Below are 26,035 nucleotides of genomic sequence, written 5' to 3' on the forward strand. Positions count from 1 at the left end.
CAGGAGCCAGGCGGAAGTCGTTCCAGCGTGCGTCGTGGGGAACCGGTAGGAATTCCCGGGCGGAGGAGGGCGGGGCGCCCTCCACTCCGGCCCGTCGCGGCGGATCAACGTCGGGTAACGAACTGCATGCGCCGGCCACCGCCACCGCCCATGGGGGGCATCATCGGCGGGGTCTCCAGGCCGAACTGCCACCACATGGGCTCGTACGGCTTCATCTTCAGTCGCTTGTCGTTCTGGAGCTGGCCGAGGCTGGCCTTGAGCTTCTCGTCCTTGGGGTTCTCCTCCACCCCGCGACCGAGCACCTTGAGGGCCTCGTCCTTCTCCTTCTTCTGCAGGAGGCACCAGGCGTACGCCGCCCAGACGATGGCCTCCTTCTTCCCGCTCTTGGCGGCGGCCTCGAAGGCGGCCTTCATCGCCGGGGTGTCATTGCGCTGGAAGTACAGGGCGCCCTCCATGGCCTTGGCCATGTAGTTGCGCGAGCTGCCCTGCTTGAAATGGACCAGCGCGCCGTCCAGGTCCTTCACCATGTACTTCAACATTCCAATCTGCGCGTGAATCTCCGGCCCCACCATGAACTGCCACTTGTCGTAGACGAGGCCCTTCTCCAGCGTCTTCACCGCGCGCTCCACCCGGCCCTCGGCGTCCTTCTTGCTCGTGGGCTGGGACTGGAGGTCCGACTGCACCGTCGTCATGAGCGCCTGGATCTGCCCGGCGACCCGGCGGCCCAGGAAGAAGAAGGTGATGACGGCCGCGATGAGGCCCGGGACGAGCCCGGCCCAGATGGAGAAGTTGGCGAGCTTCACCAGCAGCGCGACCACGATTCCCACTGCCAGCGAGATAAGAAGGTTGTACATGCGGGGGCCCTCATAGCGATGTACGTGCAGCACCGCAATCTTCGGATGCATCCGCGCGGCCATCGCGGTATACGTCTGGCCGCTTCACCAACAAACGGCCCTCTGTCGAAATTGGTAGACGAGGCGGACTCAAAATCCGCTGCGGCTGACCCCGCGTCCCGGTTCGAGTCCGGGGAGGGCCACTTCCCACGAGGGGCGGGCTGCCAGCATCCGCTGGGCGGCCCCCCTGCCCGGGAGTGTGGAGGACGAGCTCCCGTCAGGGGCGTTGGAGATACCCCGAGATGAAGGTTCTGCTGGTCGAGGACGACGCGAGCCTCCGGGAAGGGATGGGCGAGTTGATCGCCGACCTGGCGGAGGTCCGCTCGGTGGGCGACGTGGCCCAGGCGCTGGAGGTCCTCTCCCAGGAGCGCTTCGAGCTGGTCCTCACGGACCTGCGCATCGGCGGCAGCGAGGCGGGCGGGCGGGCGGTATTGGAGGCGGCCCGGAAGGGGCGCCAGGCGGTGGCCATGGTCAGCGCGGCGTCCCCGGATGAGGTGGCGCGGGCGCTGCGTCCCCATGTCCCCGACGGCATCCTGGTGAAGCCCTTCCAGATCGAGGACATCCTCGGGCTGGTGGAGCGCTTCCTCGCCGTGCACCGGGGCGTGGAGGCGGCGTCTCGGGGGACGACGGTTCCCTCGGAGGGAGATTGGGTGGAGTGCTCGCCCGGTGTGCACCTGGCGTCGCCAGGGGGTGGGGCGGGTGGCGCCATCTGGGTGCGGCTGGTGGCGGGCGGCCAGTGGTCCTGGGCGGCGCGGCCGCGGGGACGCGAGGCGGCGCTGCTGCTCGAGGGTGAGCTGGACGTCGAGGGGACGCGCTTCGTGGCCCCGGCGTCATTCTTCGTGGGCGCGGAGGACTCTCCCGAGGTGCGTACGGCCACCGGGTGCCTGGTCATCACGCTCGGCGTGGACGGTTGAAAGGGCAGGTTGGCATCCGTGGACACTGTCTGGCCCACACATCCGCTGGAGGCGGCGCGGCTCGGTCGTCCTTCGAGGCGGGGCGCGACGGCGGCGCTCGAGGCGCACATCGCGGTGTTGCGCGGCGAACCCTTGAAGGCCGCGCTGGCCAATGCGCTGCGCGACGCGGACGGGCTCGGAGGCCAGGAGCGCCGGTTCGCCGCGCTCGTGGTGCGCGAGCTGTCCCGGCATCAGCGCCTGCTGGACCTGGCGGCGAAGCTGTTGGGGCATCCTCCAGGGAAGCTGGTGCTCACGGAGGACCAGGCGCTGGTGCGCTACGCGCTGTGGCGGCGCATCTTCTGTGGTGAGGGCTGGACGCGCATCGGCCCGGAGGTCCGGCTCCCCGGGCCGGTGAGGCCGCGCACCCTCAAGGACGAGGTGCTCCAGAAGGTGGTGGAGTCCCCGCTGCCGGAGGCGCCGCTGCCGGACACCCACGCGGAGCGGCTGGCGGTGCGCTACTCGTTCCCCAACTGGCTGGTGCAGAAGCTGGCGCAGGCCTATCCGGAGTCGGTGCTGGAGGGGCTGTTGTCCTCACTCGACGAGGAGCCCGGGCTGCACTTCCGGGTGCGGCCGCCGGGGACTCGCGACGCGGTGCTGGCCGCGCTCCAGGAGGAGGGCGTCGCCGCGGAGGCGGTGCTCGCGGCGCCGGACGCGGTGCGGGTGGTGGACGCGAGCCACCGCATCTTCGAGACGCGGGTGATGAAGACCGGGCGGCTCCAGGTCCAGGACGTGGGCAGCCAGCTGATCTCAGAGGTGTGTCGTCCGGTGGGCGGCTCGCTGCAGGGGCTCACCGTGGCGGATGTCTGCGCGGGCGCGGGCGGCAAGACGCTGGCGCTGGCGGACTTCGTCGGGCCCACGGGGAAGGTGCTCGCGGGAGATCGCTCCCGTCGCCGGCTGGCCGAGGCCCGGGAGCGCGTGCGCCACTTCTCCTTGAGACAGGTGGCCTTCCCCCATCCGCTGCCGCTGTCGGACGCGGACGTGCTGCTGATCGACGCGCCGTGCAGCGGGACGGGCTCGCTGGCGCGCGAGCCGGATCAGAAGTGGAAGCTGAACGCGGCGGAGATCGCCAAGTACCAGACGACCCAGTCGGAGCTGCTCGACGAGGTGAGTCGTCAGGCGAAGCACGGGGCGCTGGTGGTCTATGCCACGTGCTCGGTGCTGCCGGACGAGGACGAGGCCGTCGTCGAGGGTTTCCTCGCGAAGCACCCGGAGTTCACGCTGGAGCCGGTGGCGGACGTGCTCGGAGCGGAACGGGCGGCGCTCGCGGCCCAGGGGCCGTACCTCAAGGCGCTGCCTCCTCGCGTGCCCGGGGGCGGCTTCTTCGCGGCGCGGCTCCGGCGGACCGGGCAGGGTTGACAGTCCACGAGGCCACACGCTACGCCAGCGTAGGTCCTTCAAGGGGTGTCACCGACGTGCCGGCCGACCCGAAGCAGTCCGAGGTGGTGAAGCAGATCAACGAGGCCTTCCAGGCGGCGCAGGCCCGACTGGCGCAGCTGCGCGAGGCGGTGGAGCGCAACTCGGACCTGGCCCGGGCGAACGCCAAGGCCACGGTGCTGAAGGACCAGAAGGAGCGCGCCTTCAAGGAACTCGGCGAGGTCGTCTACCGGCAGATCCAGAAGGGCAGGCTGGAGCTGCCGGCCGGCTTCGCGTCCGCGCTCAAGGCCATCGAGGCCGCCGAGCAGGCGGCCGAGGCGCACGCGCGCGAGCTGACGGACATCCTCCGGGAAGGGGAAGAAGTCGCTGAGCGGTTGAAGGTTGGAAAAAACGCACCGAAGCCGCAAACAGTTCTTGGCCCTGGGAACAAGAGGCGGTAGAAGGCACCCACTTTCGACGTCGGGCCGCTCCCCAAGGCGGCCGGTAGCAAAAGACGGGGCTATAGCTCAGCTGGGAGAGCGCTTGAATGGCATTCAAGAGGTCACCGGTTCGATCCCGGTTAGCTCCACTCTGAAGTAGGAAGGCCCGCCTGGGAAACCCGGCGGGCTTTTTTCTTTTCCGGTGAGTGTCGCCGGGCAGAGCGACGGTCCGCGCGCGATGGAGTCTCGTGGCACGACGCGGATCCGCGGGCCCCTCGTTCCCGAGCCACCGCGGATGTCACCGGGCCAGGTGGCTCGCGTCGGCTCGCTGCTTCGGAGTCCTCGAGAAATCGCCGCTGCGTTTCGCGTCATCACGCATCTGTTCGTGCGACGGCGTGGTGCGGGACAGGGGCGCGTGGTGACGGACGACTCTCGACAGCGAACGAAGTTGGTCAATGACTGGGCGTCGGCGAACGAAGATGCTGCGCCGTCGTTGGGTTCTCGGGTATGGGGCCCGCACGAGGCCGAGTGATGCGCAGACACCTGGATCGAGGCGTGACAGTGGCGCTGGTGCTCGCGGCCGGGATGTCGGCCGCGCAGTTCACACCGGGCTCAGCGGGGCAGGGTGGCGGTTCGACGCCAGGGACGACGGGGACGGGCACGACGTCCGGCACCTCCGGCACGGGCACCACGGGTGGCGCGTCTGGGGCTCCGACGACCTCGGGCACGGGCACGGCGACACCGACTCCGGGGACTGGCTCCGCGGCGCCTGGTATCTCGGGGCCGCAGACGCCCGCGCCGACGACGGGCGCCGGTGGCGGCACGCTTCCTCCGGGGCCTCCGACAATTGCGCCCGAGTCGGTGGACTCGGCATCGACGCCCTCCGGCGGACGGACGGTGTCTCCGGCTCCGATGAAGGAGCCCGCGCGAGAGGCCCAGCAGGTGAAGCAGGGCGTCGCCAACGTGCCCGACACACAGGCCCCGCGGAAGGCCGGTCCGTTGACGCTGGCTCAGCTGGTGGAGCGCGCGCGCACGTCTGATTTGCGGGTGGAGGAGGCCTCCGCGGAGCTGCGCAAGTTCGAGGCGCTCTACAAGCAGGCGCGGTGGGCCTGGTTCCCCAAGTTCGAAATCACCGTGGGCATGGGCGGCCCCATCCCCGAGGCGCGCAACGATGGCCTCGGCGGCCCGCCCACCACCAAGGCCTCGCTCGAGGGAGACCTCGACTTCGGCAAGGTGGGTGTGACGGTGTTCTCCAACGGCAACGCGGTGTTGCCCATCTACACCTTCGGCAAGCTGTCCGCGCTGGAGAAGGCCGGGGCCCAAGGGCCCATCCTCGGCGCGGCGCTGCGTGAGCGTGTGCGGGACGAGGTCGGCTTCCAGGCCGCGCAGGCGTACTACAGCTATCAGCTGGCGCGCGCCGGCCTCCAGCAGATGGAGGAGGTGTCCAAGCGCCTGGAGGACGCCGCCGAGAAGATCGCCGCGCTCCTGAAGGAGGAGTCGCCGCAGGTGGCCCAGGTGGACACGTACAAGGTCCGCTTCTTCCGGCAGGTGGTGGAGGCGCGCAAGGCGGACGTCATCCAGGGGCGCGCGCTCGCGATGACGGCCATCGGCCTGCTCGCCAACGCGCCGCCGGGCGAGGAGGTCGCCGTCGTCGAGGAGGACCTGCCGCTCGAGGACGAGGTGCAGCCCCCGTCGCTGGAGCGCGCGCTGGAGCTGGCCGAGCAGTACCGCCCCGAGCTCGCCGCGGTCGCCGCCGGCATCGTCGCGCGCGAGTCCGAAGTGTTGATTCGCGAGCGGAGCTACTTCCCGGACTTCGGACTCGCGGGCTTCTACGATTTGCGCTTCACGACCAGCGCGACGCGGCAGCGCAGCCCCTTCGCGTATGACCCCTACAACGACCGGACCGCGGGCGTCGGCCTGGTGATGCGGGGGACGTTCGACATCCCCATCAAGGACGCGCAGCTGGACCAGGCGCGCGCGGAGCTCGACAAGCTGCGCGCCCAGGAGAAGCAGATCCACGCCGCCATCCGCCTGGAGGTGACCAAGGTCCACGGCGAGCTGGTGGCCGCGTGGGCCAAGGCCAAGGCCTTCACGGACGCGGAGAAGAGCGCCCGTCGCTGGGTGACCTCCGCCTTCGCCGCCTTCGACCTGGGCACCGGGGAGACGAGAGACCTGGTGGACGCCTTCACCGCCTATGCGCAGGTTACAGGCGACCGGGCGAAGAGCTGGTTCGACGTCCGGTTGGGAATGGCGGCCCTCTCTCGTGTCACCGGGACGCCCCCGGCCCTGCGTGAATAATCGGGGCCACGCGCCTGTCCGCTGTATCGACCTTCTGCACGGAGCCGAAAACCATGATTGCTTCCCTGCTCGCCGCAACCCTGCTGGCCGCGGCGCCCACGCCCCTCACCGTCGTCAAGTCCGGGAACGCGGATGTCCAGAAGGCGGCCAATGCTCCCGGCGCCACCGTCGAGTCGCTCGCCAGCGTCGTCGAGAAGTTCGTCGACTTCCAGGAGCTGGCCAGGCGCGCCCTGGGTGACAAGACGTGGGACTCGCTCACGCCCGCCCAGCGCAAGGACTTCTCCGAGACGATGACGGGCCTGCTTCGCGCCTCCTACGCCCAGAAGGCCATCGGCCAGGCCCAGGCGGACGTGAAGTACGGCAAGGAGACCATCAAGGACTCCGAGGCCACCGTCGACACGACGCTCACCCTCAAGAAGGACCAGATCCCCGTCGACTATCGCCTCTACAAGGTGAAGAACGACTGGCGCATCTACGACGTCGTCACCGATGAGGTGTCCCTCGTGGACACGTACAAGGGCCAGTTCCAGAAGCTGCTGAGCACCAAGGGGTTCGACGGCCTGCTCTCCACGCTGAAGACCAAGCGGGCTCAGCTGGAGAAGGAGAACGCGGCCCAGTCCGCCAAGGGCACCGGCGGCTCCGCGGCGCCCGCGAAGTGAGCTGAACACAGCTCGCGCTGACTTCGGGCCGGGGCTCCTCGAAAGAGAGCCTCGGCCTTCGTCGTTCCAGGGCTCAGGCGTGGCCGTAGGACGCGAGCGTCCCGACGAGTCCCTGGTCCAGGGGGATGGTGGGCGCGAAGCCCAGCTCCTGGGTGGCGCGCTCGGTGGTGCACGTCCACGCGGCGCACTTCATCTCCCGAACCTTGTCGCGGTTGAGGATGGGCACGGTGCCGCGCAGGCGGGCCATGGCCTCGGAGCCCAGGCCCAGGAAGTATCCGACGGTGTCGGGCACGGGCAGCACGGTGGGGGGCCTGCGGCCCAGGGCCCGGGCCACCGCGGCGCAGACGTCCTCCCAGGTGTACTCGCGACCGTCGGACACGGTGTACACACCGCGCGCCGCGTCGGCCTTGTCGAGCGTCGGGCCGCGCTCGGCGGCCGCGAGCAGCGCGGTGTTCAGGTCATCCACGTGGATGAGCGAGTAGCGCTTGGGGCCGAAGCCGCTCTTCAGCGCGAAGCCGCTCTTCGCCATGGGGATGACGGAGGGGATGAACTCCACGTCGCCCGGCCCGTAGACCATGGGCGGACGGACGATGACGGACGGCACCTTGTCCGCCAGCTCGCGCACGGCCTCCTCGCCCCCCAGCTTGCTGCGGCCGTAGGTGGAGACGGGGGCCGGCGGGTCCTCCTCGCGACGGGGGCGCTCGGGGGTGGACGGGCCCGCCGCGGCGAGCGACGAGCAGTAGACGAGCCGGGGCGGGTGGGGCAGGGCGGCCATGGCCTCGGCGAGGCGGCGGGTGCCGTTGGCGTTGCCCTCGAAGTAGCCCGCGGGCTCCCGGGCCTTGGTGACGCCGGCCAGGTGCAGCACGCAGTCCACGTCGCGCACGGCCTCGGTGAGGCCCTCTCCCGTGGTCAGATCCCCCACGGCGAACCGGGCGCCGAGCGCCGCCAGCGCGTCGCGACGCGAGCTGGGACGCACGAGCACGGTGAGCGAGTCGCCTCGCTCGACGATGCGGCTCGCGAGCCGCTGGCCGATGAAGCCGGTGCCACCGGTGAGCAGGAAACGCACGGCGAGGACTCCCTGGGGTTACAGCGAACGCTGGTAGAGGCGGTACGTCTTCGAGCGCTTGCCGCCCATCGACTCGATGGCGCGGTTGACGAGGTGGTTGTCCTCGAGCGTCCAGGAGATCTCCCCGCCCGAGTAGCCCAGACGGTGCGCGGTGCGCAGCGTGTCCAGGTACAGGATGGCGTCCAGGCCCCGGCGCCGGTAGCCCTCCTTGATGCCGAGGGTGATGAGGCGCAGCCGGTGGATGCGGCGCGAGGCCAGCAGCATCTTCGTCAGGCCGATGGGCAGCCCGAAGGTGGTCAGGCGCCCGTTGGCGGCCTTGAGGGCCACGTTGGCGTCCGGCAGCGTCATGGAGAAGGCCACCGGCTCCCCCTTCACCTCGGCGATGAGCACCAGCTCCGGCCGGACGATGGTCTTCATCTCCTTGGCCAGGTGGTCGAACTCCTTGTCGGTGAAGGGCACGAAGCCCCAGTTCTTCTCCCAGGCGGAGTTGTAGATCTCCCGGATGCGCTCGACCTCGGCGGGGAAGTCCTTGAGGTTCACCGCGCGCACGGTGATGCCCTCGCGCTGCCGCATCTTCTCAGCGATGCGCACCACCTTCTCCGGCGGCTCCGCGGACGAGGACAGATCGAAGGCGAACAGGTCCTTCGCCTTCACCAGCCCGCACGCCTCCAGCAGCGTGGCGAAGTAGGGCGGGTTGTACGGCATCATGATGGCCGGGGGTGACTCGTATCCCTCGATGAGCAGGCCCCAGTCCTGGTTGGACGAGAAGTTGGCCGGACCGATCATGCTGTCCAGCCCGCGCTCCTTCAGCCACGATGCCGCGGCGTCCAGGAGCAGCCGCGCGATGCCCGCGTCGTTCACGCACTCGAAGAGGCCGAAGAAGCCCTCCTTCGTGCCGTGGATCTCCTGGTGCCGGGGGTTGCGGATGGCGGCGATGCGGCCCACCACGTCCTGGCCTCGCCACGCGAGGAACAGCTCCACCTCGCCGTACTCGAAGAAGGGGTTCTTCTTCGGGTCCAGGAAGTCCTTGCGCTCCATCTCCAGCGGAGGGACCCAGTTCGGGTCCCCCGTGTAGAGCGAGAACGGGAAGCGGATGAACGTCATCCGCGCCGCGGCGTCCCGCACGGGCGTCACCAGGACGTCCGAGGGGAGGGGCGGAAGGGCGGGCTGGACTGCGGGCGGCTCGGCGGGCAGGGCCATGGTGGAATCAGGTCCTCTCGGCGGAGTTGCCGTCGGTGCCGTTCTTCAGGAAGAAGTGCGCGCCCTTCTCCAACAGGAAGCCGGGCAGCTCGCCGCGCTTCTCCCACAGCTTCATGGGCGCGGCGCGCAGCTGGCGCAGGTCCTCCGGCTGCAGGTTCGCCGCGCGCCAGGTGAGCTGCTCCACCGCGTCGAAGATCTTCCCGGCCACCTCGCGCGACGACATGCGCGACAGCTGGTCCAGGGTGATGCCGCCCTTGTCCGCCAGGAGGCCCGCGGAGCCCGCCGCCCACTTCTCGCTCGCCTTGTTGGAGCGCACGGACGTGCCCGGGCGGGCGATCTGCACCGGCTCGTACACCGTGGGGCGCGTCTGCGGAATCACGTTCAGCTTGCGGCCGATGGTCTCGAAGGTGTCCAGCACGCGGTCCAGCTGCGCGTCCGTGTGCGTGGCCATGAACGAGGTGCGGATGAGCGCGTGGCCCGCCTCCACCGCCGGCGGAATCACCGGGTTGGCGAAGACGCCCGCCTCGTGCAGCGCGCGCCAGAAGCGGAAGCACTTCGTCTGGTCGCCGATGTGCACGGGAACCACGGGCGTGACGGACACGCCGGTGTCGAAGCCCATGGCGCGGAAGCCGTTGTGCATCTTCTCCGCGATGTCCAGAAGGCGCGCGCGGCGCTGGGGCTCCGCCTCGATGATCTCCAGCGACTTGAGCGCCGAGGCGATGGAGGCCGGCGTCATGGACGCGGAGAAGATGACCGAGCGCGACTTGTGCTTGATGTAGTTGATGACGTCGAAGGGGCCGGCCAGCACGCCGCCCAGCGACGCGAAGCTCTTGGAGAACGTCCCCATCACGAGGTCCGTCTCCTTCTCCAGGCCGAAGTACTCGGAGGTGCCCCGGCCCTTCTCACCCAGCACGCCCATGGCGTGGGCGTCATCCGTCATCACCCGCGCGTTGTACTGCTTCGCCAGTTCCACGATGCGCGGCAGGTTGCAGACGTCTCCCTCCATGGAGAAGACGCCGTCGGTGATGATGATCTTCCCGGCGTTGGGATCGGCCTGGGACAACAGCTGCTCCAGGTGGTCCATGTCGTTGTGGCGGAACTTGCGCTCCGTGGAGAACGACAGCCGGATGCCGTCCACCAGCGACGCGTGGTTCTGGCGATCACTGAAGACGATGTCGTGGCGGCCCAGGATGGAGGACAGCGCCAGGTTCGTCTGGAAGCCGGTGGAGATGACCACCGCGGCCTCGCGGTTGAGGAACTTGGCCAGCCGTCCCTCGAGCTCCTCGTGCAGCGCCAGCGTGCCGTTGAGCAGACGCGAGCCCGAGCACGTGGTGCCGAACTTCTCCGTCGCCTTGATGGCGGCTTCCTTGACGCGCGGGTCCGCGGACAGGCCAAGGTAGTTGTTGGAGCCGACCATGATCACCCGCTTGCCCTCGATCTCCACCTCGGTGGCGCCGTGCGACGCCTCGATGACGCGGAAATAGGGGTAGAGGCCGGTGGCCTTCGCGATGCGGTAGTCCTTCCAATTGCTGCACTTGTCGAAGACGTCGCTCATGGTGCTCTTTCTGTAGGCCTGCGTCGGGGGAGGGTTTGGGCCTCTTCAGGAGAGGCGGAGTGCGGCACTGCGGTCGCCACTCACCATGCAGGGCTCGTTCCCGAGCCGGGGGCAACCATGCGCCCGACGACCTCCCTCGGGGGACGCGGGGCCGTGAATAAAGAGGCCGAGGGGCAGTGTCAAGGCGCGGACCGTTGCTTGGGACCCTTGCGAGAGGGGCCAAAAGTCCCCTCGGCTTGACAGCACCGTTGCATTGGTGGCACCCCGCCGACGCAGACCGTCTTCCAGTGGATAATGGGAAGCGAGGTCGCCCGCCCGCCTTCGTGCGCAAGCAGCCGACCCAGGGACGGAAGGCTTTCCGGTCGCCCGTTGTTTGAGGGGGCTACGACTGGCCGGGAATTTGCTAAGCCCGGCGAAAATCGAGGAGTGGACGGTGGCCAGGTCTCTGCGGCAACGGTGGTTCGAGGGGTTCATCCAGACGGCGGTCTCCCGGCCCTGGTACGTGCTGCTGATCTCCGCATTGCTGGCCGCCGGCGGTATGGCACTGGCGTCGCGGTTGGAGTTCCGTGGTTCATTCGTCGAGCTGCTCCCGCAGGGTGCCCGCGAAGTCCAGGACCTGACACGCGTGTCACAGAAGGCGGGTGGGGACGGGTACCTGGTCATCGTCGCGAAGGGAGACACACCCGAGCGGCTGAAGGCTTACGCGCGCGAGCTGAAGGGACGGCTCGAGGCGCTCCCCGAGGTGCGCTACGTCGAGCACAGCTACGACGTGGAGTTCTTCAAGCGCCACGCGCTGTGGCTCCTGCCCGCGGAGAAGCTGGCGGAGCTGCGCGCGGACCTCTCGGCGCGGGTGCGCTACGAGCGGCAGCAGGCCAATCCCTTCTATATCGACCTGGGGGCCACGCCTCCGCCGCCCACGTTCGAGGAGATTGCCCGGAAGCACTCGCCCAACGCGCCGGTGCACGAGGATCTGGCGAACGCGGACGGCACCGAGGTCTACCTGATGCTCAAGCCCATGGGCACCGCGGGGGACCTGGACTTCGCGCGCCGCTTCGTGGAGCTGGCGCTGGGCACGGGTCGCACGCTGGCCTCGGAGCGCTACCCGGCGGTGAAGCTGGAGGCGACGGGCAACTTCCAGAACCGCATCGAAGAGGACGCGGTGATGCGCGGTGATTTGTCGCGCGCCGGCACGCTGTCCGCGCTCATCGCCATCGGCCTCATCCTGCTGGCCACCCGGCGCATCGCGGCGCTGGCGGTGGTGGGCCTGCCCGTCGTCGTCGGCCTGTTGATGACGTTCGGCATCGCGTGGCTCGCCATCGGCCACCTCAACGTGGTGACGGGCTTCCTGGTCGCCATCCTCATCGGCCTGGGCATCGAGTACGGCGTGCACCTGTGCATGCGCTACTGGGAGGAGCGGCGCACCCGCTCCGCGCGCGACGCGCTGGCCACCGCCGTGGGCGGCACCTTCAGCGGGGCGATGACGTCCGCGGTGACGAACGCGGCGGCGTTCTTCGTGCTGATGCTGGCGCAGTTCCACGCCTTCAACCAGTTCGGCTTCCTGGCGGGGCTGGGCGTGCTGCTCGCGGTGCTGGCGGCCTATGCGCTGGGGCCCTCGCTGCTGGCCATCGCGGAGCGGCTGCGTCCGGCCCGCGTGGACGCGGCGCCCGCTTCCGAGGTCGCCGCCCCCGTGGTGGCGCCGTCGAAGCCCGAGCGGGAGTGGCGCCGGTGGCCCACGTCCGTCCTGGTCGTGCTCGCGCTGGCCGTGGTGGGCTTCGCCGCGTTCTCCGTCTCCATCGCGCCCCGGCTGGGCTTCGAGACGGACATGCGCAAGCTGAAGGGTGACTCCCCGGCGTCGCGGCTGGATGACCACGTCACCGAGCAGCTGGGCCAGCCGCTCAACCCCGCCATCTTCCTGGTGGACGACCTGGGGCAGGCGGCGAAGGTCGAGCAGGTCATCGCCGAGGTGAAGCAGAAGAACGGCGCCGACTCGGTGTTCCTGCGCACGACCTCCTTGAACGACCTGGTGCCCGGAGACGTGGAGCGCCGGGGCGCGGAGATTGGCGGCATCCGAACGCTGCTGCACGGCCTGCCCGAGGCGGCGTACGAGGACCCGCGCCTCAAGGAGTTCCAGGGGATGGTGGAGGCGAAGCCGTATGGGCTGGACTCGCTGCCCGTGGAGGTGCGCCGCCGGTTCGAGGCCACGGACGGGCAGGGCACCTTCCTGCTGCTGTTCCCCTCCGTGTCGAACTACGACACCAAGGACCTCACGCGCTGGGCGGCGCAGATCGACCAGGTGGTGGAGGGGGCGAAGGCGGCGGGCGTGGAGATGGCGGTGCTGGACAGCAACCGCATCGCCTCGCGCATCTTCGCGCTGGTGAGCGCGGACGGCCCGCTCATCCTCTGGGCGGCCGCGGCGGCGGTGTTCCTGGTCATCCTGGTGAGCCTGCGCAGCGTGAAGCGGACGCTGCTGGTGACGGGGCCGCTGTTCCTGGGCATGACGTGCCTGGCGGGCGGCATGTACCTCTTCGACGTGCAGCTCAACTTCATCAACGCGGTGGTGCTGCCCAACCTGCTGGCCATCGCGGTGGACAACTCCGTGCACCTGTATCACCGGTACGAGGAGGAGGGCCCCGGCTCGCTCGGCAAGGTGGTGCGGCACACGGGGCTGGCGGCCGTGGTCGCCACGCTGTCGAACGCGGCCGGGTACGGTGCGCTGCTCGTCGCCAACCACCAGGGCCTGCGCAGCATCGGACAGATTGCGCTCCTCGGGGTCGTGTGCACCTTTCTGGGGACCACAGTGTTCTTCCCCGCGCTGCTTGCCCTCCTGGAGCGCTGGAAGGGGCGCAAGGGCCTGCTCGTCACCCAAGAGGGCGCGGTCGTCCGGAGTCTCGATCTCGACGCGGCCACCTCCGAGGTGGGGGCGTCGGGGGAGCGGAAATCGGCGTGAGTCTCTTGAATGCCCAGGGGCTGCGTGGCTCCGTCCCGTTGAAGGGTTCCCGCGAGGCGCAGGTCCGACTCGGGCCCGTGGACCTCATCATCGTCATCGCCTGTTCGCTCGCGGCGCTGGTGCTGCTCGGCCCCGGGCGGTGGACGCTGGGGTCGCTCCACCATGTCTGGCTGTTCGCCTCGATGGCGGCGGGCCCGCTGGTGCTGCGCACGCTCGAGTCGCGCTTCCCGACGCAGCGGTGGCTGACCGTCCTGGCGGACTTCTGGTTGCTGCCCGTGGCGGTGCTCACGCACGGCTGGCTCACCCCCGTGGTGGACACGCTCAACCCGTTCCTGCGGGACGCGCAGCTGGTGGCCGCGGACCAGCGCATCTTCGGGTTCCAGGCCTCCGTGGTGCTGGCGAACGTCATCCCCGGCTGGCTCAACGACGTGCTGCTCATCTGCTACTACGGCCACTTCGTGTGGCCGCTGGTGCTGGGCATCGGCCTGTACCGGCGCGCGCGCGGCGCCTCGCCGGAGTTCGACGAGTACCTGTTGGGGCTGGGGCTGCTGTTCATCCTGAACTACTCGGCGTACTCGTTGGTGCCGGCCGTGGGGCCGCGCTACTTCTTCGTCGACGCGTTCGATGCGCCGCTGCAGGGCACGCTGACGCCGTGGCTGGACTCGCTGATGCGCAGGCCCGTCTTCGCGCGGGACTGCTTCCCCTCGGGGCACACGGGCACCACGCTGCTGGTGCTCTTCTATGCGTGGCGGTTCTCCCGGAAGGTGTTCTGGGTGATGTTGCTGCCGGGCCTGGGGCTCATCTTCGCGACGCTCGCCGGGCGCTTCCACTACGCCACCGACTTGTTGTGCGCGGTGCCCCTGGTGATGGTGGTGGTGGGCATGGCCACGGCGCTGACGCGGGCGGCGCGGCATCGCGAGAGCGAGAGGGCCGCGCGTTCCGTCCCGGTGGACGCTATCCTGCGCCCCTGAGCACGGCTCCGGCCCCTCGAGGCCGGCCGTGTCGGGAGCGCTCCATGTCCAGGTCCGTGTCGTCGCAGCGCGTGTCGCGGTTCGGCACCACCGTCTTCTCCGAGTTCAGTGCCCTGGCCCAGAAGCACGGCGCGGTGAACCTGGGGCAGGGGTTCCCCGACTTCGACGGGCCGGAGGTCGTGAAGGAGGCCGCGCGGCGCGCCATCCACGACGGCGTCAACCAGTACGCCATGAGCACCGGCGCGCGGGACCTGCGCGTGGCCATCGCCGAGCACTCGGCCCGCTTCCACGGCCAGGCGGTGGACCCGGACACCATGGTGACGGTGACGAGCGGGGCCACGGAGGCCATCCTCGACGTCCTCCTCGGCCTGGTGGACCCGGGGGACGAGGTCATCGCGTTCGAGCCGTTCTACGACTCGTACGACGCCAACATCACCTTCGTCGGCGCCACGGCGCGCTGGGTTCCCCTGAGGCCGCCGGACGCGGCGCATGCGCAGTGGTGGTTCGACTGGGACGAGCTGCGCGCGGCCTTCAGTCCACGCACGCGGCTGCTCATCCTCAACACGCCTCACAATCCGACGGGGAAGGTCTTCACGCGCGAGGAGCTGGAGCGCATCGGCGCGCTGTGCGCCGAGCATGACGTGAAGGTGCTGTCCGACGAGGTCTACGAGCACATCACCTTCGCCCCCGCGCGCCACGTGCGCCCGGCCACCGTGCCCTCGTTGGCGGACCGCACGGTGACGGTGAGCAGCGGAGGCAAGACGTTCAGCCTCACGGGCTGGAAGGTGGGCTGGGTCATCGCGCCGCCCCCACTGCGCGACGCCATCCAGCGCGCGCATCAGTTCGTGACCTTCGCCACCGCGTCCCCCTTCCAGGCGGCCATGGCGGCGGCGCTCCGGCTGCCGGACGCGTACTTCGACGGACTGTCGGCGGCCTACGCCGCGCGGCGGGAGCGGCTGTTGTCGGGTCTTCGCGACGCGGGCCTGAAGGCCCATGTCCCGGAGGGGAGCTACTTCATCCTCACGGACATCTCCGGCCTGGGCTTCGCGGACGACGTGGCCTTCTGCCGGCACCTGGTGTCGGAGGTCGGCGTGGCGGCCATCCCCCCGAGCGTCTTCTACGGCCCCGAGCACCGCCACCTGGGCCATGGGCTCGCCCGCTTCGCGTTCTGCAAGACGGACGCGGTGCTGGACGAGGCCGTGCGCCGGCTGCGCGCGAAGCTCGGGCCCGGGCGCTGAAGGCCGGCGCCCCCGCGTTGCGACGGCGGGACGGGGTTGCTACATCCCCCGGCAGAGGAGGGCGGCGTCGTTCTTCCCGGCCGCTGACGTGCGCGCGTGGACTTCTTCGGCGAGCTGTACCTGCGCAGCACGTTGCCCTTCCTGTCCGAGAGCGTGACGGCGAGGGAGGCGGACTATCTGGCGCGCGCGTTCGCCGACGTGCCCGGCCCGGAGCCCGTGGCGGACCTGGGCTGCGGCCATGGGCGCCATGCCTCGCGACTCCAGGCCTCGGGCCCCCTGGCGGGGCGCGTCATCGGGCTGGAGCGGGATGCGTTGTCGCTGGCCATGCGACGTCCGGGGTTCCCCGTGGTGCGAGGCGACCTCCGGGCCTTGCCCTTCCGGGAGGGTTCCCTGTCCGGAGCGTACGCGTGGTACTCCACCTTGTTCGCCTTCACGGACGAGGAGCACGTGCGCATCCTCCGGGAGGTGGCGAGGGCGTTGAGGCGGGGAGGGCTCCTGGTGTTCCACACGGTGCCGCACGAGCGACTGGCCGCGTCACCGGGGGCCGCGTTCCAGCGGACACTTCCGGACGGGGCCGTGTTGGAGGAGGAGAGCCACTTCGACGCGGCGACGGGGCGCGACGAGGGACGGCGGACCCTCACCCTGCGGGATGGCCGTGTCCTGTCTGCGTCCTACTCCATTCGTTACTATCCCCTTGCGGAACTGACCGCGCTGTTGGAAAGCACCGGGTTTTCGATCTCCTGGGTGCATGGCGGACTCGATGGCGAGCCGCTGACGCGACGGTCGGCCGACCTGATTGTTGGAGCGGTGCTGCGAGATGCCTGAGACCTCACATTCACGAGCGCGCGGGAACCTGCTGGGCCAGCTGCCGAAGCGGGTGGACGTGTACGAGGTCGGTCCTCGCGACGGCCTGCAGAACGAGCTGCGCACGCTGCCCACGCGGGACAAGGCGCGGCTCATCAATGCCCTGGTGGAAGCGGGCGAGAAGCGCATCGAGGTGACGTCGTTCGTCTCGCCCAAGTGGATTCCCCAGCTGGCGGACGCCGAGGAGCTGCTGCGCCTGGTGGGGCGCCGCGAGGGCGTGGTGTTCTCCGCGCTGGTGCCCAACCTCAAGGGGCTGGAGCGCGCGAAGGAGGCCGGGCTGGAGGAGGCCGCGGTGTTCATCTCCGCGTCCGAGGCCCACTCCAAGAAGAACATCAACAAGAGCATCGCGGAGGCCATGGCTGGCGCGCGCGAGGTCACCACGGCGGCGCTCCAGGCCGGCATGCGCGTGCGCGGCTACCTCTCCACCGTGTGGGGCTGCCCCTACGAGGGCCATGTCCCGGTGGAGCGCGTGGTGGACATCTGCCGGCATCTGGTGGACGCGGGCATCTACCAGCTCAGCCTGGGCGACACGATTGGCGTGGGCACGCCGAGGCAGACCGAGGAGATCCTCGACGCGCTGCTCAAGCACATCCCCGTCGAGAAGCTGGCGCTGCACCTGCACGACACGCGGGGCACGGCGCTGGCCAACTCGCTCGTCGGCTTGTCCGCGGGCGTGACGACCTTCGACGCGAGCATCGGCGGGCTGGGCGGCTGCCCCTATGCGCCGGGCGCCGCGGGCAACCTGGCGACCGAGGACGCCGTCTTCATGTTCCACGGCATGGGCGTGGAGACCGGCATCAACCTGGACCGGCTGGTGGAGGCCGGGGAGATTGCCCAGGAGCTGATCGGCCGGAAGCTGGCCGGGAAGTTCCTCCAGGCCGCGCTGGGTGAGCGGGAGAAGAAGGCGTCCCGCCGCGCGCAGACCTGAGGCGCTCGTCGCGGGTAGGGCGCGGCGCTGGTGACTTCACTCCCAGTAATCATTGATGCCGGTCTGGGTCGGCATGCCGACAAGCGCCTGCTCGGCCGCCCCGGCCCCCTCTGGTGAGCTCTCGCTCCAGGGCCTGATGTGACGTCGGTGGTGACCAGCGTTCACCGGAGCGGCGCGGGCAGGCACTTCACTCCATGTGATGGTTGTGCGCGTGGGGGGCGCCAGTCATCCCGAGGCCCGGTGGGGCTCCTCCCAGGGCAGGCGAGGAACCGCCGCGCTGCGTCAGCGGCCGTCGATCATCGAAGCGAGCTTCTCCTGGAGGCCCAGGTGGGCGGCGGCGGACTCCAGCATCCGGCGCTCCTTCCGGTCGATGCGCCCGTCCACCAGGGCCATCTCGACGATGTTGCGCAGGAAGACCTCGGCCTCGGGGCTGCCGCGCGCCACCAGCCGGTCGAAGAGCTGTGGCCCCGCGTTGAGCGCCATCTCCACCTGTGACCACTCCACGTTCCACCGCTCCGCGCACAGCTTCAGGAGGCGCCGCTCGGCCGCGGTGACGGTGCCGTCCGCGGAGGCGATCGCGGCCATCATGTAGATGAGCCGCTGGCGCTCCTGGAGGTCCATCACCGTGTCCGAGCCCGAGGCGGGGGCCGACGCGGCACGGGTGACGCTCGGCGGTCGAGGCACCGACGCGCGCCGCGGCCTCTCACGGAAACCCGCGTCCTCGCGCGCGTTCCACGACTCGAACGGCAGCGCGGACGCGAGCACCCAGTCCCGCTCACCGTTCGCCAGCTGCGTGCCGCAGAACTCACACGTCGTGGCCGCGCTGTTCGTCAGCGGTGCGTTGCACTGCGGGCAGCGGTCCGTGGACATGCCGTTCGCGGTGTTCGTCTTCGCTCCGTGCTTGCGCACCAGCGTGAAGACGAAGCGCTGGGGAAGGGTGGGCAGTTGGGGCGGCCGCTCGTTGACGGGGCCGATGCCCATGCGCGCGCTCCAGCGAATCTCCACCTGCGCCTTGTCGTACCCGCGAGGGTCGATCTCCAACGCGCGCACGTCGACGGAGCCCACCGCGCACTCCAGGAACACGCGCCGCCGTCCCTGCTGACGCAGGCCCTCCAGCTCCGAGCCCAGTGACTCGAGTGCCTCCGGCGTGGCGACCTTCGACAGCCCCGTCGTGTCACCCCGGCTCTGGGCGTCGATCCACTTCCAGAACAGCAGGGACGCGCGGTCCTCGAGCATCTCCAGGTTGAGCGCCGGGTCGTCCTGGCGCGCCTGCATCAGCCCATCCACGTTGCGGTGGTAGCGCGAGTGCTCCACGCCCTGGGTGATCTCCGCCAGCGTCCAGTCGTAGTTGCCGGAGTTGACCACCGCGCCGCAGAACTCGCAGCTGTTCGCCGCGCCACCCTGGAAGGGCGCGCCGCAGTTGGGGCACTTGCCCTGGAACAGGTCCGCGCCGATGCGCGTCTGCGCGCCCGGCTTGCGCACGAAGGTCCACACCTCCGTGAAGGCCTCCAACGGTGCCTTGCGCGCGGACTGGATGGCCTGCGCGTCCGAGTCGCTCGCCGACACGTCCGTGTCCCGCATCCGCGAGTGGACGCGGATCTGGACGCTGTCGAACCACTCGCTCTGCTCCAGGCCGATGAGCTGGAGGTCCAGCACCTCGATGTCGGTGATGGCGTCGCGGACGCCCTGGGCGTCGAGCAGCTTCAACTGCACGCCGAAGCGCTGCCACGTCGCGTCCGACAGGAAGGGCCGCACCGGCGTCATGTCGCGCTGGAACCAGGCCTGCTGCAAGTCGAGGAACAGGCGGCGCGTCCGGTCCAGCATGGGGCCGGGCTCGAAGGCGGGGTCCTTGAGCTTCAGCGCGTTGACCCAGCCGGCCACGTCGCTGGAGCTGACCTGGGTGCGCTGCTGCGCCTCGTACTGGTCCAACGCCTTGCGTGTCGTCGCGTCCGGGTGGAGGTTGCGCTTGTAGAGCCAGTACATGACGCCGCCGATGACCAGCAGCGGAATCATCACCTTGGGGTAGCGGAACACCAGGCGGAACGCCTCGAACAGCAGCCAGATGGGCAGGCCGTCGCCGCCGCGATCGCGGCTGTCGGAGTTGCCTCGGGTGTAGTGCTCGCCGCCACCGCCTCGGGCCAGGGCCTCCAGGGGACCGAGGGCCAGGGCCACCAGGGCGAGTGCCGAGGGCAGATGATGCGCCCACGGGGCGAGCTGTCGGAGCAGGTTGCGTGGCGAAGGCATGCGGGGATGCTAACCGTTTCCGCCTTGCCAGACCCGCCTTCCCACCGCACTCTGCCGCGTCCCAGGGCGGCCCGCCGGGCGGGCCCTGGAAGGGGAGCGGATATGCCGGAATTCAAGGTCGACGCACGCGGTGCCATCGAGATCTGGACCATCGACGGCGAGGGCCGCCGCAATGCCATCAGCCGCGCGATGCTCCAGGAGCTGGGCGCGCTCGTCGAGCGTGTGTCGTCGGGTCATCAGGTCCGCGCGGTGGTCATCACCGGCGCGGGCGACAAGGCGTTCTGCGCGGGCGCGGACCTCAAGGAGCGCGCGGGCATGCAGGAGGCCGAGGTGCGCGCGTTCCTCGACGGCCTGCGCCGCACCTTCCGCGCCATCGAGAAGAGCGACTGCGTCTTCATCGCCGCCATCAACGGCGCGGCCTTCGGCGGAGGCACCGAGCTGGCGCTCGCGTGTGACTTGCGCGTGGCGGCCCCCGCGGCCGAGCTGGGCCTCACCGAGGTGAAGCTCGGCATCATCCCCGGCGGTGGCGGCACGCAGCGCCTGTCTCGCCTCGTGGGACCGGGTCGGGCCAAGGACCTCATCCTCACCGCGCGCCGGCTCAACGCGGCGGAGGCGTTCGCCATCGGCCTGGTCAACCGGCTCGCGCCCGAGGGACATCTGCTGGAGGTGGCGCACGCCCTGGCCGAGTCCGTCGTCGACAACGCGCCCATCGCCGTGGCCACCGCCAAGCACGCCATCGACGAGGGCACGGGCCTGGAGCTGGACGACGCGCTCGCGCTGGAGCTGCGCAAGTACGAGGAGGTCCTCAAGACGGAGGATCGCCTCGAGGGCCTGCGCGCCTTCGCGGAGAAGCGCGCCCCCGTCTACAAGGGCCGCTGAGCCGCGACGCACGAAGGGCGGCGGCCCGCGAGCAGCTCGCGGACCCCGCCCCGTGAAGTGCCCGGCCGCCGTCGGCCCCCCGCTCGCGAGGGGCCCGCGGCCACCAGCTCAGGCGCTGGCGCTCTTCTCGGGCGCCAGGCCGATGTTCTGCTTGTTCATGTAGCCCATGGCCTTGTCCTTGACGGTGGTGCGCAGGTCATCCCCCGTCTTGGGCGTGAGCAGCAGCGCCGCCACGCCGCCGGCCACCGCGCCGATGACGAACAGCCCCAGGCCGCCCAGGCCGGAGCGCGCCGGCTTGTACGTCGTCAGGCCGATGTGGCGCAGCGCATCATCCGGCTCGAAGTCATCCCAGCGGTCCTTGGCCACGCGGGGAAGCTCGTCGAGGAGCTTGTGGGCCACCCACTTGCGGTACAGCTCACTCTTGGCCAAACCCTTCGCCGTCCACTTCGCCTTCTTCTTCGCGAACATGCATCCCTCCAGGGCCAGTGTGGTCGGGGCCGCGTCGCGGGCGCGGCGTGACCCCTATGAGCCTTGAAGGTAGGCAGGGGAGCCCGTGCCGCCACCCCCCGCGCCCTGGGGGTCGTTCGTCGCGTCGCCGTTTGGACGCACTCCCAGGCCCACTCCCTTGGAGAGGGGGCAGCCAGGCTCGGGGCTTTCTGGTATGTCGCCGGGCGCTCCCCGGGCCTCCAGGCGGTGCGAGAAGGTCGCCGCGCGGGGACCCTTTGCGATAGATCCGCCCGACATGGACTTCGAACTTCCCGAGAGTCACCGCGCCCTCCAGTCCTCGCTTCGCGACTTCTGCGAGGCCCGCGTGAAGCCGTACGCTGCCCAGTGGGATCGCGAGGAGAAGTTCCCCATGGACGTGGTGCGGGAGCTGGGACAGCTCGGCGTCATGGGCATCCTGGTCTCGGAGCAGTACGGCGGGGCGGACATGGACTCGCTCGCCGTGGCGGTGGCCGTGGAGGAGATCGCCCGCTATGACGGCTCGCTCGCCCTCACCGTGGCCAGCCACAACGGCCTGGGCACCAGCCACCTGCGGGTCTTCGGCACCCCGGCCCAGCACGAGAAGTACCTGCCGAAGCTGGCCTCCGCCGAGTTCCTGGGCGCCTGGGGCCTGACGGAGCCGGGCTCGGGCTCGGACGCGTCGGGCATGAAGACCACGGCGGTGCGCAAGGGCGACGGCTGGGTGCTCAACGGCACCAAGATGTTCATCACCCAGGGCACCGTGGGCGACGTCTTCGTGGTGCTCGCGGTGACGTCCCCCGACAAGCGCCAGAAGGGCATCACCGCGTTCCTGCTGGAGAAGGGGATGCCCGGGTTCAGCCAGCGCGCCATCCACGGCAAGCTGGGCATGCGCTCCTCGGACACGGCGGAGCTGGTGCTGGAGAACGTGGAGGTCCCCGACTCGCACCGCGTGGGCGAGGTGGACCACGGCTTCATCGACACGATGAAGATCCTCGACAAGGGCCGCATCACCATCGGCGCGCTGGCGGTGGGGCTGGCCCGGGGCGCGCTGGAGGAGTCCGCGCGCTACGCCAAGGACCGCACCGCCTTCGGTCAGCCCATCGCGGACTTCCAGGCCCTGCGCTGGATGATGGCGGACATGAAGACGGAGACGGACGCCGCGCGGCTGCTCGTCCACCGGGCCGCGAGGCTCGCCGATGCGGGCCAGCCGTACTCCAAGGAAGCCTCCATGGCGAAGCTCTTCGCCTCCGAGGTCGCCACCCGCTCGGCCGCCAAGGCCGTGCAGATCCACGGGGGCTATGGCTACACCCGTGAATTCCCGGTTGAACGCTACCTCCGCGACGCCAAACTGTGTGAAATTGGCGAAGGAACCAGCGAGATCCAACGCACCATCATCGCGAGAGAGACCTTCAAAGGGGCTTGATGGACACCGCACGGCTGGAGGGACTCGGGCTTCAAGTCCGTGAGGACGTGGCCGGCACCGAGGCGGTGCTGGACCTGGAGTCGTCGCCGCTCGTCAATCCCGTGACCAAGGCGTTCATCGCCGAGGTGACCTTCCAGGTGATGGGGGACCGGCTCATCCCCATCTCCCCGGCGGCGGTGGTGGGACTGGCGCCCATCCTCATCGGCGCGCTGAGCGACGTGGCGGACATCGAGGCGCTGCTGTCGGACGCCTTCAACGAGCACATCTTCCATGTGCAGCGCCGCTCCGCGGAGCTCCAGGTCCTGGGGCTGTCGCCCAGGGTGGACGCGGACACGCTGGAGTTGACCACGGACGTGGTGGAGGGGGACCTGTCGGTCCTGCTCGCGGCGGACCGGCTGGGCAACTTCCGCATCGCGCGGGTGCAGCGCGACAAGGTGGACGTGGCCGGCGGTGCGGGCCACACGCTGGAGCTGTCTGAGTTCCGGGAGCGGGCGGCGCTGACGGGCTACCTGGCGGCCCTCCTGGGGGAGCCGGCGAGCCGTCCCCAGCCGACGCCCACGGGGCTGGTGCGCTTCTCGGACATCGTGGAGAAGTTCGGCGCGGAGTCGTTGGTGCCGCCCAGGAGCAGCCTGGAGTTGCTGGCGCAGTTGCAGGTGGAGGGCCGGCCGTACCGCTTCGCCGCCGCGAGGGTCGCGGGGCGCACCTTCCGGGGCCTGTTGGCGGGAGCCCAGGGCAAGGTGTGGGCGGGGCGGTTCGAGCTGGATGAGTTCCCCGGCATCGTCCGGATGGTGGCGTCGTTGTTGAAGGTGCGTCCGGAGGCCGTGAGGTTGGTGGGCCCCGACGCGCCGCAGGAGTGAGAGACGTCCGTGGAGAAGCTCAGTCCGTCGGAGCGGGTGGAGGCCCTGGAGAAGCGGCTGGGGTTCGTGTTCTCGCGCAGGGAGGTCGCGCTCGAGGCGCTCACCCACAAGACCTACGTCAACGAGACGCGGGACAAGGACCTCAAGGACAACCAGCGGTTGGAGTTCCTGGGGGACTCGGTGGTGAACCTGGCCGTGAGTCACCGGCTGATGGATCGCTTCCCGACGATGCCCGAGGGCGACCTCACCAAGCTGCGCGCCCGCATCGTCAACGAGGACGGCCTGGCCCGCGTGGCCCGGAGCGTGCCGCTGGGTGATCTGCTGCTGCTGGGCCGGGGCGAGACGCTGTCGGGCGGGCGCGAGAAGAACTCCGTGCTGGCGGACGCGCTCGAGGCCGTCTTCGGTGCCATCTACCTGTGTGCGGGCCTGGAGACCGCCGCGCAGTTGGTGGACAAGTGCTTCGCGGAGCTCCTGGACGAGGTCTCCAGCGGCCAGGGGCGGCTGGACTACAAGACGCTCCTGCAGGAGATGGCCCACGAGAAGCTGAAGGTGTCGCCGCGCTACCGCGTGGTGTCCGAGGCGGGGCCGGAGCACTCGAAGGTGTTCGAGGTGGAGGTGTCGCTCGGTGAGGCGCCCTTCGCTCGGGCCACCGGGCGAAGCAAGAAGGAGGCGGAGCAGTGCGCGGCCCAGGTCACCCTGGAGCGCCTCAAGCGGGAGGCCGCCGTGGCCGCCAGTGCCCCCCCGGAGGGGCAGGCTCCCACCTCCGAGGAGGGGATGGCCGCCCCCGCGCCGGTGACCCCGGAAGTGCCACCGGACGACAACCCGACGTGAAACCCCTTGGAGGGGAGAGGGGTGGGGAATAAGGTGCCGCGCCCATGCGTCCCTCCGCCCCCTTGCGTCTGTCGCTCGCCCTGGTGGCCTGCCTGTGGGCAGGGGTCGCCGTGGCCGCGGCGCCGGCGGCGTCGGGCAAGTGGACCAAGAAGGTGACGGCGGGCAAGGACGTCTACGCCACCTTCAAGACGAGCGCGGGGGACATCACCGTGCTGCTCTTCTCCAAGGACGCCCCCAAGACGGTGGCGAACTTCGTGGGCCTCGCGGCCGGGGAGAAGGAGTGGCGCGACCCCAAGTCCGGGGAGATGTCCAGGAAGCCCCTCTACAACGGCACGGTGTTCCACCGCGTCATCCCGGGCTTCATGATTCAGGGCGGAGACCCCACGGGGACGGGCTCGGGTGACCCGGGCTTCCGCTTCGAGGACGAGTTCCAGTCCGGCCGCACCTTCGACAAGGTGGGCCTGTTGGCCATGGCCAACCGGGGGCCGGGCACCAACGGCAGCCAGTTCTTCATCACCACCAGCACGCCGGACCACCTGACGAACCGGCACACCATCTTCGGCGAGGTGGTGAAGGGCTATGACGTGGTGGAGCGCATCGGCGGCCTGCCCCGGGACAACCGCGACCGGCCCCGCGAGGCGGTGGTGCTCACCAAGGTGGAGCTGAGCGACAAGGCGCCCCCGGGCCTCGCCGCGACGCAGGCCCCGGCGGATGCGCCGACCCGGCCCGGGGCGACGCCGAAGCGGAAGGGGTCGCAGCAGCCCGAGTCGACCCGGCCGTGGTGAGACGTGAAAGACGGGCCTGCGACTTCGGCGGGCCTCTGGTAGATGGGAGGAGTGTCGTGACGTTTTACATGGAGGACGCACCGCGGACGGTGAGCCGCCCGACGTCCCAGCCGTAGGCCGCCCGCCTGCCCGCCGCTCCCCGGCAGAAGCCAGGGACGCGGGTCTGTTATAGGGCGTTCATTTGGAAGTCTCCCCTCAGGGGCTCCCGGCATCGCGGGACTCCCAGACCACCTTCGAAGCAATGGCCTCTCCCAAGAACCACCGCAGCGGCTTCGCCGCGCTCATCGGACGCCCCAATGTGGGCAAGAGCACCCTGCTCAACGCGCTCACCGGTGAGAAGATCGCCATCGTCTCCGGCAAGCCGCAGACGACGCGCAACCGCATCCTCGGCGTGGTGACGCGCCCCGAGGGGCAGGTCGCCTTCATCGACACCCCCGGCATCCACCAGGCCAAGGGGGAGCTCAACCGCTACATGGTGGAGACGGCGCTGCAGGCCGCGGAGGAGGTGGACCTGGTCCTCTTCCTCATCGAGCCGCCCGCCGGCGAGAAGCTCGAGGTGAGCCCGGGCAACCGCACCATCCTCGAGCGGCTGCAGAAGCTGGGCAAGCCCACCTTCCTGGTCATCAACAAGATCGACTCGCTGCCCAAGGCGGCGCTCTTGCCGCTGATTGATCTGTACCGGCAGGAGTTCCCGTTCGCGGAGGTGGTGCCCATCTCCGCCCGCGAGAAGGACGGCGTGGAGCGGCTGTTCCACGCGGTGCTGGGCCACCTGCCGGAAGGCGAGCGCATCTTCGACGAGGACATGCTCACCGACCAGCAGGAGCGCACGCTGGTGGCGGAGTACATCCGCGAGCAGGTGCTGCGTCACTGCCGTCAGGAGATTCCGTACTCCACGGCGGTGCTGGTGGACATCTTCGATGAATCCGAGCGCGAGCCCCGTCCGGGCACGCCGCCGGGCCAGCTGGGCGGACTCATCCGCATCGCCGCGTCCATCTACGTGGAGCGCGACAGCCAGAAGGCCATCATCATCGGCAAGCAGGGACAGATGTTGAAGACGATTGGCACCGATGCGCGCAAGTCCGTGCAGCGGCTGCTGGGAGCGCATGTCTACCTGGACCTGCGCGTCCGGGTGGAGCCGCGCTGGAGCGAGCGCCCCGAAGGCCTCAAGAAGCTGGGATACGACTGA

The 26,035-nt window shown here is 69.9% G+C and carries 22 protein-coding genes and 2 tRNA genes; 18 read left to right on the forward strand and 6 right to left on the reverse strand.

Translation table 11 applies throughout. The features are described 5' to 3' along the window. Positions 1-104: 104 nt before the first annotated feature. A complete protein-coding gene (locus tag OWM54_RS41690) occupies positions 105-854 on the reverse strand; it encodes a tetratricopeptide repeat protein (RefSeq protein ID WP_267700917.1) in 750 nt (249 codons plus the stop codon). Between the two features lie 96 nt (positions 855-950). On the opposite strand from OWM54_RS41690, the gene OWM54_RS41695 reads away from it, so the two are divergent. From OWM54_RS41695 to OWM54_RS41725, 7 genes are all read left to right on the forward strand, one after another. Further along, positions 951-1,036, forward strand: a tRNA-Leu gene (locus OWM54_RS41695). Between the two features lie 99 nt (positions 1,037-1,135). Then, on the forward strand, positions 1,136-1,807 hold the full coding sequence (locus OWM54_RS41700) for a response regulator (protein WP_267700918.1): 672 nt from the start codon (positions 1,136-1,138) through the stop codon (positions 1,805-1,807). Positions 1,808-1,921: 114 nt separating this feature from the next. Then, positions 1,922-3,202, forward strand: a complete 1,281-nt coding sequence (locus OWM54_RS41705) for an RsmB/NOP family class I SAM-dependent RNA methyltransferase (RefSeq protein WP_420715395.1) — start codon at positions 1,922-1,924, stop codon at positions 3,200-3,202. 56 nt (positions 3,203-3,258) lie between these two features. Next, complete coding sequence (locus OWM54_RS41710) at positions 3,259-3,660, forward strand: hypothetical protein (RefSeq protein WP_223749008.1); 402 nt, start codon at positions 3,259-3,261, stop codon at positions 3,658-3,660. Positions 3,661-3,715: 55 nt separating this feature from the next. Continuing rightward, positions 3,716-3,788: transfer RNA gene (locus tag OWM54_RS41715), tRNA-Ala, on the forward strand. A 382-nt stretch (positions 3,789-4,170) separates the two neighbouring features. Next, entirely contained in the window at positions 4,171-5,937 is a 1,767-nt protein-coding gene (locus OWM54_RS41720) for a TolC family protein (RefSeq protein WP_267700921.1), read from the forward strand. A 53-nt stretch (positions 5,938-5,990) separates the two neighbouring features. Beyond that, complete coding sequence (locus OWM54_RS41725; protein WP_223749006.1) at positions 5,991-6,596, forward strand: MlaC/ttg2D family ABC transporter substrate-binding protein; 606 nt, start codon at positions 5,991-5,993, stop codon at positions 6,594-6,596. A 73-nt stretch (positions 6,597-6,669) separates the two neighbouring features. Here the strand turns inward: OWM54_RS41725 and OWM54_RS41730 are convergent, their stop codons facing one another. From OWM54_RS41730 to OWM54_RS41740, 3 genes are read right to left on the reverse strand one after another with little or no spacing between them, the layout of a single operon-like run. Further along, complete coding sequence (locus OWM54_RS41730; RefSeq protein WP_223783324.1) at positions 6,670-7,662, reverse strand: NAD-dependent epimerase/dehydratase family protein; 993 nt, start codon at positions 7,660-7,662, stop codon at positions 6,670-6,672. A gap of 18 nt (positions 7,663-7,680) precedes the next feature. Then, positions 7,681-8,862, reverse strand: a complete 1,182-nt coding sequence (locus OWM54_RS41735; RefSeq protein WP_223749004.1) for an N-acetyltransferase — start codon at positions 8,860-8,862, stop codon at positions 7,681-7,683. Between the two features lie 7 nt (positions 8,863-8,869). Continuing rightward, the gene (locus tag OWM54_RS41740; protein WP_141324050.1) at positions 8,870-10,417 is read right to left on the reverse strand and encodes an aminotransferase class I/II-fold pyridoxal phosphate-dependent enzyme; all 1,548 of its coding nucleotides are present in this window, start codon (positions 10,415-10,417) and stop codon (positions 8,870-8,872) included. A 433-nt stretch (positions 10,418-10,850) separates the two neighbouring features. Between OWM54_RS41740 and OWM54_RS41745 the strand changes: the two genes are divergently transcribed. The 5 genes from OWM54_RS41745 (at position 10,851) to OWM54_RS41765 (ending at position 17,365) form a co-directional block, all read left to right on the forward strand. After that, positions 10,851-13,364: an efflux RND transporter permease subunit gene (locus OWM54_RS41745; RefSeq protein WP_267700923.1), complete on the forward strand. Its 2,514-nt coding sequence runs from the start codon at positions 10,851-10,853 to the stop codon at positions 13,362-13,364. 5 nt (positions 13,365-13,369) lie between these two features. Beyond that, entirely contained in the window at positions 13,370-14,335 is a 966-nt protein-coding gene (locus OWM54_RS41750; RefSeq protein WP_223783376.1) for a phosphatase PAP2 family protein, read from the forward strand. A 44-nt stretch (positions 14,336-14,379) separates the two neighbouring features. Beyond that, positions 14,380-15,573 (forward strand): aminotransferase class I/II-fold pyridoxal phosphate-dependent enzyme, encoded by a 1,194-nt coding sequence (locus OWM54_RS41755; protein WP_223749002.1) that lies wholly within the window; start codon positions 14,380-14,382, stop codon positions 15,571-15,573. 96 nt (positions 15,574-15,669) lie between these two features. After that, positions 15,670-16,398 carry a class I SAM-dependent methyltransferase gene (locus OWM54_RS41760; protein ID WP_223749001.1) on the forward strand — a complete coding sequence of 243 codons (729 nt, stop codon included), beginning with the start codon at positions 15,670-15,672 and terminating at the stop codon, positions 16,396-16,398. Continuing rightward, on the forward strand, positions 16,391-17,365 hold the full coding sequence (locus OWM54_RS41765) for a hydroxymethylglutaryl-CoA lyase (RefSeq protein ID WP_046713845.1): 975 nt from the start codon (positions 16,391-16,393) through the stop codon (positions 17,363-17,365). Before OWM54_RS41760 ends, OWM54_RS41765 begins: the two co-directional genes overlap by 8 nt. Before the next feature lie 282 nt (positions 17,366-17,647). Here the strand turns inward: OWM54_RS41765 and OWM54_RS41770 are convergent, their stop codons facing one another. After that, complete coding sequence (locus OWM54_RS41770) at positions 17,648-19,609, reverse strand: TIM44-like domain-containing protein (RefSeq protein WP_267700924.1); 1,962 nt, start codon at positions 19,607-19,609, stop codon at positions 17,648-17,650. Between the two features lie 102 nt (positions 19,610-19,711). Here OWM54_RS41770 and OWM54_RS41775 point away from each other — a divergent pair, with 102 nt between their 5' ends. Further along, positions 19,712-20,488 carry an enoyl-CoA hydratase-related protein gene (locus OWM54_RS41775; RefSeq protein ID WP_223748999.1) on the forward strand — a complete coding sequence of 259 codons (777 nt, stop codon included), beginning with the start codon at positions 19,712-19,714 and terminating at the stop codon, positions 20,486-20,488. A 108-nt stretch (positions 20,489-20,596) separates the two neighbouring features. On the opposite strand, the gene OWM54_RS41780 is transcribed toward OWM54_RS41775, so the two are convergent. Continuing rightward, positions 20,597-20,956, reverse strand: coding sequence for a YtxH domain-containing protein (locus OWM54_RS41780; protein WP_223748998.1), 360 nt, complete (start codon positions 20,954-20,956; stop codon positions 20,597-20,599). A 274-nt stretch (positions 20,957-21,230) separates the two neighbouring features. Here OWM54_RS41780 and OWM54_RS41785 point away from each other — a divergent pair, with 274 nt between their 5' ends. The 5 genes from OWM54_RS41785 to era all read left to right on the forward strand — a co-directional run bounded on the left by OWM54_RS41785 (position 21,231) and on the right by era (position 26,035). After that, positions 21,231-22,376: an acyl-CoA dehydrogenase family protein gene (locus tag OWM54_RS41785; protein WP_223748997.1), complete on the forward strand. Its 1,146-nt coding sequence runs from the start codon at positions 21,231-21,233 to the stop codon at positions 22,374-22,376. Further along, positions 22,376-23,233: a hypothetical protein gene (locus tag OWM54_RS41790; RefSeq protein ID WP_174816821.1), complete on the forward strand. Its 858-nt coding sequence runs from the start codon at positions 22,376-22,378 to the stop codon at positions 23,231-23,233. Before OWM54_RS41785 ends, OWM54_RS41790 begins: the two co-directional genes overlap by 1 nt. A 9-nt stretch (positions 23,234-23,242) precedes the next feature. Further along, complete coding sequence (rnc, locus tag OWM54_RS41795; protein ID WP_267700925.1) at positions 23,243-24,064, forward strand: ribonuclease III; 822 nt, start codon at positions 23,243-23,245, stop codon at positions 24,062-24,064. 44 nt (positions 24,065-24,108) lie between these two features. Further along, complete coding sequence (locus tag OWM54_RS41800) at positions 24,109-24,849, forward strand: peptidylprolyl isomerase (RefSeq protein WP_267700926.1); 741 nt, start codon at positions 24,109-24,111, stop codon at positions 24,847-24,849. Positions 24,850-25,090: 241 nt separating this feature from the next. After that, positions 25,091-26,035, forward strand: coding sequence for a GTPase Era (era, locus tag OWM54_RS41805; protein ID WP_223748994.1), 945 nt, complete (start codon positions 25,091-25,093; stop codon positions 26,033-26,035).

Origin of the sequence: Myxococcus sp. MISCRS1, assembly GCF_026626605.1 — a bacterium.
GTDB lineage: Bacteria > Myxococcota > Myxococcia > Myxococcales > Myxococcaceae > Myxococcus > Myxococcus fulvus.